Raw genomic sequence first — 14,209 nt, 5'->3', positions numbered from 1 at the left:
AAAAATAACAATGAAGCGACTATGTAGTGCAATCCTAGTATTGCTGAGCCTAGGATACAGCCTTACCACAGAAGCTAACAATGTGGTCAATTTAGCGGTTGAGCAACGCCCACTGTATAAACGCGATTATTATCTTCATGAATTGCTGGCAGCAGCCTTGCGTGCTGGTAATTACCAAGCACAAATCAACGAGGTTCTGGTTCACCCCCATCAACAGCGCACTTTGCTGATGCTCGATGAAAAGCAGGCCGATGTGTTTTGGAGTATGACAAGCCCCGAGCGAGAACACCTTGCAATAGCAGTCAAAGTACCTCTGTTTAAAGGCTACATTGGTAAACGCGCATTACTAACTAAGCGATCGTTTTTACCGCGTTTTAAAGATGTAAAAACGAAACAAAATTTAGCGCAGTTTAGTGCCATTCAAGGCCATGATTGGCCCGATACTAAAATCCTTGCGCAAAACGGCTTAACAGTCAGGCCGCTGGCAAATTATCAGGCAATGTTTAGCTTAGTGATTAGAGGGCGAGTTGATTATTTTCCGCGTTCGTTCATTGAAGTCATTTCTGAAATGGAACAAATCAAAAGTGACGAACTGGTCATTGTGCCTGACCTTTATATTAGTTATCCAACAGCGTTTTACTTTTTTGTCAGTAATCACAGACCAGAGCTAGCTGAGGTGTTGAGCAAAGGGCTTACAACGATGAAAAGCACGGGCGAGTTTGAACAGTTATTTGCTAGCTACTTTGCTGAAGACTTAGCGAAGTTGCCATTTAAAGAAGGTAAAGTGACAGAAATAAAACTCGACAACGATTATTTTCAGCCACAAAAAAAGGAGCCTTAGCTCCTTTTTTGCATTACAACCGCTATTAGCGAAGTAGTGACTCAGTTAACACTGGGCGAATTTCACGAATGATCGCTTGAGTTAACTTAGGTGCACCACAAATGATGTTGCCGCTTTGGTTGTAGTTAATACCACCTGCGAAATCAACAACCATACCGCCCGCTTCTTTAACTAAAAGCTCGCCTGCTGCTGTATCCCATGGCTTAAGGCCAATTTCAAAGAAACCATCAACACGACCCGCTGCAACATAAGCCATATCTAATGCAGCAGAGCCTGCACGGCGAATATCAGCAGTGTGTACGAAAAGTGCTTTAAACGCTTCAGAGTATGCGTCTAAGTGGTGCTTTTGTTTGAATGGGAAACCAGTTGCAAGTACAGAACCTGCTAACTCGTTAGTTTTAGTTACGCGTAAACGCTTGCTGTTAAGCTGTGCGCCTTGACCACGAGAAGCCGTGAATAATTCACCGCGGATTGGATCATAGATAACAGCTTGGTCTAAACGACCTTTAACTTTAAGTGCAATAGATACTGCGAAATGAGGGATACCCTTGATGAAGTTAGTTGTGCCATCAAGAGGGTCTACAATCCATTGGTAATCTGCATCTTTACCTTTGTGCTCACCAAGCTCTTCACCTACGATACAATGATCAGGGTAAGATTTTAAAATGGTATCACGAATTGCGGCTTCAGCTTCTTTGTCGATGTTAGTCACTAAATCGTTAGTGCCTTTTTGTTGTACATCAACTTTTGATAAATCTTCACTTGCGCGAAGTAAAATTTTGCCTGCGTTACGCGCAGCGCGAACCGCAATGTTTAACATTGGATGCATAGCATTACCTTTGGGTTGTAAAAGAACGAATATATTTAAGCCGGCGTATTCTAGCGATTTCTAGCGTAAAGTAAACAATAAACTCGAATAAATTAGGTTGTTTTTTGTACAGTTCTGATTTTGTTATTGATTTAATCTCAGAAGAAGGGGTTAGTGGTCAGCCGTCAGCCGTCAGCCGTCAGCCGTCAGCCGTCAGTTTGAAATTTGCATTCTGAAAAATTCGTGCCTATATAAAGTTTTTATACTTAAAAGGATGCAAGTATGAATTTTGAAAAATTAGAGGTATGGAAGCGAGCAGCAAGATTAAGTGCCGAAATTTACAAAGAAACGACAGATCTAAATGATTTTGGCTTTCGCAATCAACTCACACGTTCTGGTTTATCAATACCGAGTAACATCGCAGAAGGTATGGCGAGAATCAGCAAAAAAGAACGGGTGCGTTTTTTAGATATATCAAGATCGTCAATAGCAGAAACACGAACGCAAATTTATATCGGAATTGAGATTAAATACATTGATGCTGCCATAGGTAGAACTTGGGTGAGTGAAACGGAAGAGCTATCAAAAATGTTGACATCTCTTATGCATAGGATCGAAGCTGATAGCTGATAGCTGATAGCTGATAGCTGATAGCTGATAGCTGATAGCTGATAGCTGATAGCTGATAGCTGATAGCTATGTTATAATCCCCGCAATTTTTGACTTTCAGTAAGTAACAACGCAATGACACTTGATGATATTCGTATCGTATTAGTTAACACATCACATTCTGGTAATATTGGCTCAGCGGCACGTGCTATGAAAACGATGGGCTTATCAAATTTATATCTTGTTGATCCTGCTTGTGAAATTGATAGTCATGCAAGTGCGCTTGCAGCCGGTGCAACTGATGTTTTAGGTAAAGCAGTGGTGGTTGATACATTGGCAGATGCAATTGCTGATTGTGGTTTAACAATTGGTACCAGTGCACGCTCACGTACTTTATCTTGGCCTATGGTTGAGCCGCGTGAATGTGGTGAAAAATTAGTGGCTGAGGCTGAACATGGCCCTGTTGCACTCGTATTTGGTCGTGAAAATAGTGGTTTAACCAACGAAGAGCTACAACAATGTAACTACCACGTATGTATTCCTGCAAACCCTGAATACAGCTCGTTAAATCTAGCAATGGCCGTGCAAACATTAAGTTATGAAACACGTATGGCTTATTTAAATAAACAGCCAAAAGTACAAGAAGAAGACGAAGCAACCTACCCAAATGCGAAGCAAACAGAGCTTTTCTATGAGCACTTAGAGCAAACGCTAAACGACACGGGTTTTATCATCAAACAGCACCCTGGCATGGTGATGACTAAACTACGTCGCTTATTTAACCGCGCGCGCCCAGAAGAAGCTGAGATGAACATCTTACGCGGTATTCTTACCTCTATTAATAAGTCTATTAAATAATCACAGGTTATAAGTATAATACTTGACTAAATTACTCAGGTAATTACAATGTACCCAGTACTTGACTGTTTTTGTCAAGTATTCGGTTTTATCAATGGCAAGTATCAATTTTTATCAAGTGATAATACTTGACTATTTTGGTCTGGTAATTAAAATTTGCACACCTTAGCGTGCAGTAACATCGGGGGCTCCATGAAGTTAACATCAAAAGGCAGATACGCAGTAACCGCCATGTTGGATGTTGCACTACATACAAATGTGGGTGCAGTGCCTCTTGCCGATATTTCTGAACGCCAAGAGATTTCGTTATCTTACCTTGAACAACTATTCGCCCGTTTACGTAAAAACGGCCTTGTGACCTCTGTGCGTGGCCCAGGTGGCGGATATTTACTAGGTCGAGAAGCGAACGAAATTTCTGTCGGCGATGTGATTAACGCCGTTGATGAGTCTGTTGATGCAACACGTTGCCACAACGCAACGGGTGGCTGCCAAAGCGGCATGCGCTGTTTGACTCATACCTTATGGTCGGACTTAAGCGCACGTATCGAAGAGTTTTTAAATAGTATTACCCTTGCTGAATTGGTGGAAAAGTCAGATGTGAAAGAAGTCGCATCACGCCAAGATAACAGCATCAACAATGCAATTAAGCAACTGGAAAACATTCAAGTAAGCTGTCAACTGTAGCTTGACGAAAGCGGAGAGAGAAATGAAGTTACCGATTTATTTAGATTACGCAGCAACCACGCCTGTTGATGAACGTGTGGCAAAAGAAATGATGCAATGCCTGACTATGGACGGTAATTTTGGTAACCCTGCATCACGCTCACACCGTTTTGGTTGGCAAGCAGAAGAAGCGGTTGATCAAGCGCGTACAGATATTGCTGATCTGATCAACGCTGACCCGCGTGAAATTGTTTTCACTTCAGGTGCTACAGAATCAAATAACCTAGCAATTAAAGGTGCTGCGCAGTTCTATAAGAAGAAAGGCAAGCACGTTATCACTGTTAAAACAGAGCACAAAGCAGTGCTTGATACGTGTCGTGAACTAGAGCGTCAAGGTTTCGAAGTAACCTATATGGACGTTGAAGAAAACGGTTTACTTGACCTTAAAAAGCTTGAAGCTGCAATGCGTGACGACACAGTACTTGTGAGCGTAATGCACGTAAATAACGAGCTAGGTGTTATCCAAGATATCGCGACAATCGGCGAAATGTGCCGTGAACGCAAAATTATGTTCCACGTAGATGCTGCACAAAGCGCAGGTAAAGTACTTATCGACGTGCAACAGTTAAAAGTAGATTTCATGTCGTTCTCTGGCCACAAAGTATATGGCCCGAAAGGTGTAGGCGCACTTTATGTTCGTCGTAAGCCACGTGCACGTTTAGAAGCGCAAATGCACGGTGGTGGTCATGAGCGTGGTATGCGTTCAGGCACACTAGCTACGCACCAATTAGTTGGTATGGGCGCGGCATTTAGAATCGCTAAAGAAGATTTCGAAAAAGACCATGCACACATCAGCGCTCTTCGTAAGCGTTTGGTTGATGGCATCATGGCTGATATGGACGAAGTTTACTTCAATGGTGAACCAAGCCAGTCAGTTCCAGGTATTGTAAACATCAGCTTCAACTTTGTTGAAGGTGAGTCGTTATTAATGGCTGTTAAAGACATTGCTGTTTCATCAGGTTCAGCCTGTACCTCAGCAAGCTTAGAGCCTTCTTATGTACTACGTGCATTAGGCCGTAATGACGAGTTAGCACACAGCTCAATTCGTTTCAGCATTGGCCGCTTTACGACTGAAGAAGAGATTGATTACACCGTTGAACTAATCAAAAACTCGATCGGCCGTTTACGTGAGATGTCTCCTTTATGGGAAATGCATCAAGAAGGTATTGATTTAGATTCAGTTGAGTGGGCGCATCACTAATCAGTGATCGCCGCCGCTAGCAGGTAGTGAGGATAGTATTATGGCTTATAGTGATAAAGTAATCGATCATGTTGAAAATCCACGTAACGTGGGTGCTTTAGACAAAAATGATCCGTCAGTTGCAACAGGTATGGTCGGTGCACCAGCATGTGGTGACGTAATGAAATTGCAAATCAAAGTATCACCAGAAGGTGTAATTGAAGATGCAAAATTCAAAACATATGGTTGTGGTAGCGCAATCGCTTCTTCTTCACTTGTAACTGAGTGGGTAAAAGGCAAGACATTAGATGAAGCTGCAACAATCAAAAACACTGATATCAGTGCTGAGCTTGAATTACCGCCAGTGAAAATTCACTGTTCAATTTTAGCAGAAGACGCGATTCAAGCAGCAATTGCTGACTACAAAAGCAAACAAGCGAAGTAAGAGATAAATTCATGGCAGTGACATTGACAGATGCGGCAGCAAACCGCGTAGAATCATTTTTAGCAAATCGCGGCAAAGGCATTGGCCTACGCGTTGGCATTAAAACGACGGGCTGTTCAGGTCTTGCTTATGTTCTTGAATTTGTTGATGAGTTAGCAGACGGCGACGAAATTTTTGAAAGCCGTGGTGTGAAAGTGATCGTTGACGCCAAAAGCTTAGTCTACATTGATGGTACTGAGCTTGATTACACCAAAGAAGGTTTGAACGAAGGGTTTAAGTTTAACAACCCGAACCAAGCCGATGAGTGTGGTTGCGGCGAAAGCTTCACCGTTTAAGCTTAAAAAACTTTCTTTGCTTGAAGCCCTGCCTATGTAGGGCTTTGTTCTTTCCTGTTTACCGAGTTGGATTATGTAATGCGTTACTTTGAGTTATTTGCAATTCCAGTAGATTACAACATTGATTTAGCGACTATTAATAAACACTACCTTGAGCTGCAACGTGCAGTTCACCCAGATCGCCACGCAAGCTCTAGCAGCCGTGATAAATTACTTGCTGTGCAAAATGCAGCAGAAATCAATGATGCATTACAAACCTTAAAACACCCGGTAAAACGTGCTGAATACATGCTAAGCGAGCTTGGTGTTGATATTCGCGCCGAGCAACAAACATTACAAGACCCGCTATTCTTAATGCAGCAAATGGAGCTGCGTGAAGAGTTAGAAGAACTTGAAAATGCCGCAGATCCTGATGCAGCAATTGCCCAGTTTGAAGCGCAAATTAAACAACTCGACAAGCAATACAGCAGCGAATTAGCCGCTCAGCTGGCAAGTAATGATGAGCAACAATGGCAAGCTGCCGCTGACAATATTCGTAAATTGAAGTTTGTTTATAAGTTACGCGATGAACTAGAGCGTATTGAAGACAGTTTATTTGATGATTAATCGTTAGTTGTTACACAACAGCTATTTAAGAGTTTAAAAAGAGCATTATGGCATTATTGCAAATTGCTGAGCCGGGGCAGAGCGCGGCACCACATGAGCACAAATTAGCAGTCGGTATTGACCTTGGTACAACTAACTCGTTAGTTGCAACAGTGCAAAGCGGCGAAGCGCGCACACTGACTGATTTAGCAGGCAATGCGATGCTACCATCGGTTGTACAATACCAAGCAGATAGCATTGTGGTAGGTGAACGAGCGGCAGCAGCTGCCACTCAAGACCCTGCAAACACATTAATCTCGGTTAAGCGTTTTTTAGGTAAAACTCAGGCTGAAATCGAAAAAAGCTATGGTCAACTGCCGTACGAATTTTGTGAGCATGATGGCTCATTAGCAATCAGCACGGTTGCGGGTGCAATTAGCCCTGTAACTGCATCGAGTGAAATTTTAAAAGCATTAAAACTGCGTGCAGAAGACAGCTTTGCAGGCCAAGACATCTTAGGTGCGGTTATTACTGTGCCAGCTTATTTTGATGATGCACAGCGTCAAAGCACTAAAGATGCAGCAGAGCTTGCAGGTATCAAGGTTTTACGTTTATTAAACGAGCCAACAGCTGCGGCTGTTGCTTATGGCCTTGATTCAGGCCAAGAAGGCATTATCGCCGTATATGATTTAGGTGGCGGTACCTTCGATATTTCTATTTTACGTTTACACCAAGGCGTATTCGAAGTAATGGCAACTGGTGGTGACTCAAGCCTTGGTGGTGACGATTTTGACTCGCTATTAGTCGATTACTTCAAAAAACAAACGGGTGTCAGCGACCTTTCTGCATCGGTATTGCGTTTATTCATCAATAAAGCAAAAGCGTGTAAAGAAGCGCTAAGCCAATACCAAACTGTGAATGTAGGTTTAGAGTTTGATGGTCAAAGTCACAAGGTTGAAGTTACCCGCGAAACGTTTGATGAGCTAGCTCTTAGCCTTGTGAAGAAAACACTACGCTCTTGTCGTCGTGCGGTTAAAGATGCCGGTATTGAGAACGAAGAAGTATTGCAAGTTGTAATGGTTGGCGGCTCGACTCGTATGCCAATTGTACGCTCTCAAGTTGCAGCATTTTTTAATAAAGAGCCACTGACTTCTATCGACCCTGATCGTGTAGTTGCACTCGGTGCGGCACTACAAGCAGATGTACTGATTGGCAATAAGCCAGATTCAGATATGCTACTGCTAGACGTATTACCACTATCGTTAGGTCTTGAAACCATGGGTGGCTTGGTTGAGAAAATCATTCCACGTAACACGACGATCCCTGTTGCACGTGCACAAGAGTTCACCACTTTTAAAGATGGTCAAACGGCTATGTCACTGCATGTACTACAAGGTGAGCGTGAGCTAGTTGATGATTGTCGTTCGCTGGCTAAATTCAGCCTAAAAGGTATTCCGGCCATGGCTGCAGGTGCTGCGCACATTCGCGTAACCTTTAAAGTAGATGCTGATGGCCTATTAAGTGTATCGGCAATGGAAAAATCAACCGGTGTGCAAGCTGAAATCCAGGTTAAACCATCGTTTGGTTTATCGGACGACCAAGTTGCAAATATGCTCAAAGAATCAATGACTAATGCTAAAGACGATATGCAAGCGCGAATGCTTAAAGAGCAACAAGTTGAAGCGTTACGTGTTGTTGAAGCACTTGAAGCATCACTTGCAACCGACAGTGCATTACTTGATGAACAAGAATTAGGTGCGTTAAAAGCAGAAATTGCTAAACTTGTTGCCGTACGCGAAAGTGCAACAACACCTGCAGAAATTAAAGCAGCGATTGAAGCTGTAGACAATGCAAGTAGCGAATTTGCTGCTCGCAGAATGGATGCATCAATCAAAAAAGCGCTGCAAGGGCAGTCAGTAGACGAAGTTTAACGAGGTAAGGTATGCCACAAATTATTTTTCTTCCCCATGCAGAATTATGCCCAGAAGGCGCAGCAATTGAAGCACCTGCAGGTGAAACTGTATTAGATGTTGCACTAAAAAACGGTATTAGCATTCCACATGCTTGTGAAAAATCATGTGCATGTACAACATGCCACTTAGTCATCCGTGAAGGCTTCGACTCTTTAGATGAGAGCGATGAGCTAGAAGACGACATGCTAGATAAAGCATGGGGTCTTGAGCCAGAGTCACGCTTAGGTTGCCAAGCAATCATCAAAGATGAAGATTTAGTGGTTGAAATTCCAAAGTATAATCTCAATATCGTTAATGAAGAGCATTAATTTTTAACGGCTTTGATTTTGTAAAAACCGCTGTAGTTGCTTGGTCTCTACAGCGGTTTTTTGTTTTTAGAGCTGTCAGCTTTCAGCCGTCAGTTTTTAGCAGATCGAGAGGGTGGTTCAGTTATTAGTGTTTTTGAACAGTAGTAACGTTGTATGCTTTTTAGATCTATTAAAGCTGTCAGCTTTCAGCCGTCAGTTTTTAGCAGAACGAGAGGGTGGTTCAGTTATTAGTGTTTTTGAACAGTAGTAACGTTGTATGCTTTTTAGGTCTATTAAAAGCTGTCAGCTTTCAGCCGTCAGTTTTTAGCAAATCGAGAGGGTGGTTCAGTTATTAGTGTTTTTGAGCAGCAATAGCTTTACATTCATTTCTCAGGTTTTATGTTTTTGATAGCTGATAGCTGATAGCTGATAGCTGATAGCTGATAGCTGATAGCTGATAGCTGATAGCTGATAGCTGATAGCTGATAGCTGATAGCTGATAGCTGATAGCTGATAGCTGATAGCTGATAGCTGATAGCTGATAGCTGATAGCTGATAGCTGATAGCTGATAGCTGATAGCTGATAGCTGATAGCTGATAGCTGATAGCTGATTGGAGGTTCTATGTCTGATTTGGTTTTTTCTGATTCGTTTATCGACGGTGACTTTTACTCTACGAGCCAGCGTTTTAGTGTAGATAACCCTGCAACCGCAGAGGCGATTACTCAGGTCTCTAATATTGATGAAGCCGGGGTTGAGCTGGCTTTAAAAAGTGCTGACGAGGCATTTAGCAAATTAAAGCAAACAACTGCAACCGAACGTAGTGAAACGCTGCGCCGTTGGTATGAACTGGTTATTGAGCATAAGCAACAGCTTGCTGAATTGATGACTAAAGAGCAGGGTAAGCCTTTAAAAGAAGCCTTGGGCGAAGTTGAATACGGTGCGGGCTTTATTAAATGGTTTAGTGAAGAGGCAAAGCGTAGTTATGGCGATACTATTCCTGCTACCGACAGCAAGCATCGTTTAACAACGATAAAGCAGCCAATCGGTGTAGTGGCTGGTATTACACCTTGGAATTTCCCGATTGCCATGATCACCCGTAAAGTGGCACCCGCTTATGCCGCGGGTTGTAGTTTTGTGATTAAACCTTCGGAGCATACACCTTTGTGTGCCATAGCCTTAGCCTACCTTGCTGATAAAGCGGGATTTGTTAAAGGGGCGCTGAACGTAGTGGTCTCTGAAAACGCAAAAATGGTGGGTGAGATCATGACCGAGTCGGAGCGTGTACGTAAGTTCACATTCACAGGCTCAACTGGTGTAGGTAAGCAGTTACTATCGCAGTGTGCCTCAACTATTAAACAAACATCGATGGAGCTTGGCGGTAATGCCCCGTTCATTATTTTTGATAATGCTGATTTAGATGAAGCTGTTGCTGGCCTCATGGGGGCTAAGTTTAGAAACGCAGGGCAAACTTGTGTTGCCGCTAACCGAATTTTTGTTCAGCGCTCAGTGCTTGAAACGGTGCTCGAAAAACTCACTGACAAAGTGGCTGAGTTAAAGGTGGGTAATGGTCTTGATGACGGGGTAGATATCGGCCCATTAATTTACCCTAAAGCAAAAGAGAAAGTGCAAACGCTTGTGCAAGATGCGGTTGATAAAGGGGCGTCGTTAATCGGTGATAACAGCGAGCTTGAAGGCAGTTTTCAAGCGCCATTAATTTTAACTGATGTGACTCCAGAGATGGATATCTACCATGACGAAGTGTTTGGCCCTGTAGTTAGCATCATCGCTTTTGATGATGAAGAAGAGGTAATTCAACTTGCGAACGACGTACCTTACGGATTAGCTGCGTACTTTTATAGTGAAAACATCAAGCAGGTGTATCGCGTAAGCGAAGCGTTAGAATACGGCATGATTGGTATTAACGAAGGCCTTATCTCAAACCCCGTAGCGCCATTTGGCGGCGTTAAACAGTCTGGCTTAGGCCGAGAAGGCGGCCACCAAGGGTTAGATGAGTATCTAGAAGAGAAGTATCTTTGTGTTAAGGTTTGAGCCGTCAGCCGTCAGCCGTCAGCCGTCAGCCGTCAGCCGTCAGCCGTCAGCCGTCAGCCGTCAGCCGTCAGCCGTCAGCCGTCAGCCGTCAGACTGATAGCTGATAGCTGATAGCTAACTCCCGCCTTTATTTTTCATAAAATGATAGCGCTGTCATTTTAGTTTTTATATGATAGGAACGAATTATTAACAAAAATGAAAAATAGTACGCAGAAATACCGTACACTCAGGGCTTAAACGAGGAGAAAGTAATGGATTTTAAGAAGTCACTATTCGCGGTAATGCTAGCGACTGCGCCATTAATGGCAAGTGCAGCATTAACTCAATCACAAGTTGATCAGTTTGCGAAAGGTACCGAACTGCTGTTTTCGGTAGAAGATAACTTTCGTAATAAAGATGCGGGCTTTTTAGGAAAAATTACCCTCAATAATGCTTCTGATGTAGCGTTACCTGCAGGCGAGAGCGACTGGCAGCTTTATATTCACTCAGTTCGTAAAATCTCAACCGAGCACGTCGCGGGCCTAAACATTGAGCACGTTAATGGTGACCTTCATCGCATCGTACCAACGAGCTCGTTTAAAGGTTTAGCAGCAGGTGAAAGTTTAGAGTTGCCGTTTGATGCGCAAGTATGGATTGTTGCTTACAGTGACTTTATGCCACGCGCATTTTTTGTTTCAGGTAAGAATAAACCAGCCGTATTTGCCAACACCGACACTGAAGACTTTAAGCAGTTTGTGACGCCATTTACCCGTGAAAATCAGTTACGCCGTTACAACGAGCCAAAAGATTTATCGGTTTTAGCAACTGCAAAAGTACGTTTCGAGCGTAATAGCACTGATAAGGTGTCGGTTAGTAAAGACGATGCTTTAAAGCGTATTATTCCGAAGCCAAGAAAAGTCGATTTTAACCGTGGCAGCGCGACGCTAAACAATAATTGGCAAATCAGTTATCAAGGTCAGCTTAAGCACGAAGTTATGGTGTTTATGCAAGACTTACAAAATGACTACGGTATTAGCCTTAAAGCACAGCCAGACCACATTAATGTCGGCAAAGAGAAAGTTATACGCTTAAAAGTCGACCCTAAACTCAATAATGCAAAAGCAGAAAGCTACACGCTAGAGATTGATGATGACGTGATCACCATCGTAGGTAGTGATAACGCAGGTGTGTTTTATGCGATGCAAAGTTTATTGAACCTCATTCCTGCAAACAGCCAAGGTAGTGCCAGCTTACCGCAGCTAGAACTTGAAGACTCACCTCGCTATGGTTGGCGTGGCATGCATTACGATAATGGTCGTAACTATCATGGTAAAGAAGCAATGTTCAAATTGGTTGAGCAAATGGCTCGCTATAAAATGAATAAGCTTCACTGGCACTTTTCAGAAGATGAAGGCTGGCGACTTGAGATCCCAGGCTTACCAGAGCTCACCGATGTTGGCGGCTATCGCTGCTTTGATTTAGAAGAGCGCGAGTGCTTATTAACTCAGCTTGGCACTGGGCCATTTAAGTCGGGTTCAGGTAATGGTTATTTGAAACGTGATGAGTTTGTTGAGCTATTAAAGTTTGCGAAAGACCGCCACATTCAAATCATCCCCGAAGTTGAAGGCCCTGGCCATGCGCGTGCCTCAATCAAAGCGATGGAAGCACGTTATCACAACATGTTAGAGCAAGCTGAAAAAGCCGCTAAAAACAACATTAAAACGCGCTCAGCAAATAAAGAAATTCAACACATAGATATGGGACCGGCAACGCAATACTTGCTTACCGATCCTAAAGATACCTCTGTGTACATGACGGTACAAAACTACAAAGATAACTCGATGAATGTGTGTATGGACTCAACCTACGCATTTTTAGATAAAGTGACTTATGAACTTCAGCAGATGTACCGCGAAGCAGGTGTTCAGCTAAAGAACCTGCATATTGGTGGTGATGAAGTTGGAGCAGGCTCGTGGATAGGTTCGCCAATCTGTCAGGCGTTATTTGCCGATCCAAATAACGGTGTATCCGGCCCAGCAGATTTAAAACCTTACTTCACACAACGTGTTGCGACCTTACTTGAAAAACGTGGTATTTCTCCGGGGATTTGGGAAGACGGTATCATGTACGACCGTGAAAACTCGTTTAAACGTGATGAGTTCCCTAATAAAACCTTTACCGTAAATACTTGGGATAACATTTGGGAGTGGGGTGTTGCAGATAGAGCATACCGCCTAGCAAATGCTGGTTACCAAGTGGTGTTATCACACGGTACGCATTTGTACTTTGACCACCCATACGAAGCAAGCCCACAAGAGCGCGGTTATTACTGGGCAACTCGTTACACAGATACTAAAAAAGCCTTTAATTACATGCCAGATGACGTGTATGCCAATGCCGATTACACCCGCACCCGTGAGCCAATCGTTAATTTAGAAGCGTTGGTGGGTCGCCCGTTACCTAAACTTGAAAAGCCTGAGAATATTCTAGGTATGCAAGGTCAGGTATGGTCAGAAACAATCCGTACTGAAGAGCAAGTATTAGCAATGATCTTCCCGCGTATTTTGTCTGTTGCAGAGCGCGCATGGCACAAAGCCGATTGGGAAGGTGAAAGTGTCGATAGTAAAAAACAAGTAAAAGATTGGGCTGAGTTCTCAAGTGCTGTAGGATTAAAAGAACTTGATAAGTTAGCCAAAGATGGCATCAATCTGCATTTACCAGTACCGGGCGGTGTGATTGAAAATGGTAAGTTATATGCCAACAGCGCATTTGCTTATTTGAGTATTGAATACAGTCTAGATAACGGCCAAAGCTGGCAAACTTACGTTGAGCCAGTCAAAGTTGATAACAATGCAAAAGTTACGCTACGCACCCGCTTAAACGCAAAACAAACCAGTCGCGTGACCGTTGTTGGTGAGTAATGTTTTTGCGATAAATAAATGTGACGCCTACAGCAAAGCGTAGGCGTCATTTTTTGTTTTAAGCCACTTATATTCACAAAGATAATAAAGAGCGCTTTGCTTTAGTGGAATACAAAAAAGCACTATTATTACTTCCTCATTTTTTTCTCATTCACTTCTCTTTGTACAAAAACTATTTGAACCACAGAGTACACAGAGGCGCTGCGCGCTACACAGAGAAACCAAGTGATCATAAAAGGAATTATTATTATTTCTTCATCCACTTCTCTTTGTGCAAAAAATATTGAACCACAGAGAACACAGAGGCGCTGCGCGCTACATAGAGAAACCAAATGATCACAAAGAGGATAAGAGAGCGCTGCGCTTAGAGGAAAACAAAAAAGCATTATTATCACTTTCTCATTCTCTTCTCATTCACTTCTCTTTGTGCAAATATTTTCGCGCGAAATAAATTTCACGCCTACATCAACCGTAGGCGTCACGCTTGCTTGGCGCGTCTTACATACAACGCCATTCCATCAACCTATGCCTGACCTACAAGCAACACAATTCGGCTTCAAACTGACAGCTGAAAGCTGATGGCTAGTCTTTCTCTTTGTGAATAAATCTTCGTG

The 14,209-nt window shown here is 43.0% G+C and carries 13 protein-coding genes; 12 read left to right on the top strand and 1 reads right to left on the bottom strand.

Annotation, left to right across the window (positions count from 1 at the left end; all coding sequences use genetic code 11):
- The first annotated feature begins 10 nt into the window (after window positions 1-10).
- Window positions 11-841, top strand: coding sequence for a substrate-binding periplasmic protein (locus KQP93_RS15645; RefSeq protein WP_217875148.1), 831 nt, complete (start codon window positions 11-13; stop codon window positions 839-841).
- A gap of 25 nt (window positions 842-866) precedes the next feature.
- On the opposite strand, the gene suhB is transcribed toward KQP93_RS15645, so the two are convergent.
- Window positions 867-1,670: an inositol-1-monophosphatase gene (gene suhB / locus KQP93_RS15640; protein ID WP_135923326.1), complete on the bottom strand. Its 804-nt coding sequence runs from the start codon at window positions 1,668-1,670 to the stop codon at window positions 867-869.
- A 261-nt stretch (window positions 1,671-1,931) separates the two neighbouring features.
- Between suhB and KQP93_RS15635 the strand changes: the two genes are divergently transcribed.
- The 11 genes from KQP93_RS15635 to KQP93_RS15585 all read left to right on the top strand — a co-directional run bounded on the left by KQP93_RS15635 (window position 1,932) and on the right by KQP93_RS15585 (window position 13,595).
- Entirely contained in the window at window positions 1,932-2,279 is a 348-nt protein-coding gene (locus tag KQP93_RS15635) for a four helix bundle protein (RefSeq protein ID WP_217875147.1), read from the top strand.
- A gap of 114 nt (window positions 2,280-2,393) precedes the next feature.
- The gene (trmJ, locus tag KQP93_RS15630; RefSeq protein ID WP_217875146.1) at window positions 2,394-3,116 is read left to right on the top strand and encodes a tRNA (cytosine(32)/uridine(32)-2'-O)-methyltransferase TrmJ; all 723 of its coding nucleotides are present in this window, start codon (window positions 2,394-2,396) and stop codon (window positions 3,114-3,116) included.
- 192 nt (window positions 3,117-3,308) lie between these two features.
- Entirely contained in the window at window positions 3,309-3,800 is a 492-nt protein-coding gene (gene iscR, locus KQP93_RS15625) for a Fe-S cluster assembly transcriptional regulator IscR (RefSeq protein ID WP_054552499.1), read from the top strand.
- Between the two features lie 22 nt (window positions 3,801-3,822).
- On the top strand, window positions 3,823-5,040 hold the full coding sequence (locus tag KQP93_RS15620) for an IscS subfamily cysteine desulfurase (protein WP_036973293.1): 1,218 nt from the start codon (window positions 3,823-3,825) through the stop codon (window positions 5,038-5,040).
- A 40-nt stretch (window positions 5,041-5,080) separates the two neighbouring features.
- Window positions 5,081-5,464 carry a Fe-S cluster assembly scaffold IscU gene (iscU, locus tag KQP93_RS15615; RefSeq protein ID WP_054552501.1) on the top strand — a complete coding sequence of 128 codons (384 nt, stop codon included), beginning with the start codon at window positions 5,081-5,083 and terminating at the stop codon, window positions 5,462-5,464.
- 11 nt (window positions 5,465-5,475) lie between these two features.
- Window positions 5,476-5,799: an iron-sulfur cluster assembly protein IscA gene (iscA, locus tag KQP93_RS15610; protein WP_054552502.1), complete on the top strand. Its 324-nt coding sequence runs from the start codon at window positions 5,476-5,478 to the stop codon at window positions 5,797-5,799.
- 78 nt (window positions 5,800-5,877) lie between these two features.
- Complete coding sequence (gene hscB, locus KQP93_RS15605) at window positions 5,878-6,405, top strand: co-chaperone HscB (protein WP_054552503.1); 528 nt, start codon at window positions 5,878-5,880, stop codon at window positions 6,403-6,405.
- Between the two features lie 47 nt (window positions 6,406-6,452).
- The gene (gene hscA / locus KQP93_RS15600; protein WP_217875145.1) at window positions 6,453-8,315 is read left to right on the top strand and encodes a Fe-S protein assembly chaperone HscA; all 1,863 of its coding nucleotides are present in this window, start codon (window positions 6,453-6,455) and stop codon (window positions 8,313-8,315) included.
- A gap of 11 nt (window positions 8,316-8,326) precedes the next feature.
- The gene (gene fdx / locus KQP93_RS15595) at window positions 8,327-8,665 is read left to right on the top strand and encodes an ISC system 2Fe-2S type ferredoxin (RefSeq protein WP_217875144.1); all 339 of its coding nucleotides are present in this window, start codon (window positions 8,327-8,329) and stop codon (window positions 8,663-8,665) included.
- A gap of 602 nt (window positions 8,666-9,267) precedes the next feature.
- Window positions 9,268-10,695, top strand: coding sequence for an NAD-dependent succinate-semialdehyde dehydrogenase (locus KQP93_RS15590; RefSeq protein ID WP_217875143.1), 1,428 nt, complete (start codon window positions 9,268-9,270; stop codon window positions 10,693-10,695).
- A 251-nt stretch (window positions 10,696-10,946) separates the two neighbouring features.
- Window positions 10,947-13,595 carry a family 20 glycosylhydrolase gene (locus KQP93_RS15585; RefSeq protein ID WP_217875142.1) on the top strand — a complete coding sequence of 883 codons (2,649 nt, stop codon included), beginning with the start codon at window positions 10,947-10,949 and terminating at the stop codon, window positions 13,593-13,595.
- Window positions 13,596-14,209 lie beyond the last annotated feature (614 nt).

It is taken from the genome of Pseudoalteromonas shioyasakiensis, from assembly GCF_019134595.1.
In the GTDB taxonomy this organism is placed as follows: domain Bacteria; phylum Pseudomonadota; class Gammaproteobacteria; order Enterobacterales; family Alteromonadaceae; genus Pseudoalteromonas; species Pseudoalteromonas shioyasakiensis_A.
This window is presented reverse-complemented; position numbering and strand designations above follow the sequence as displayed.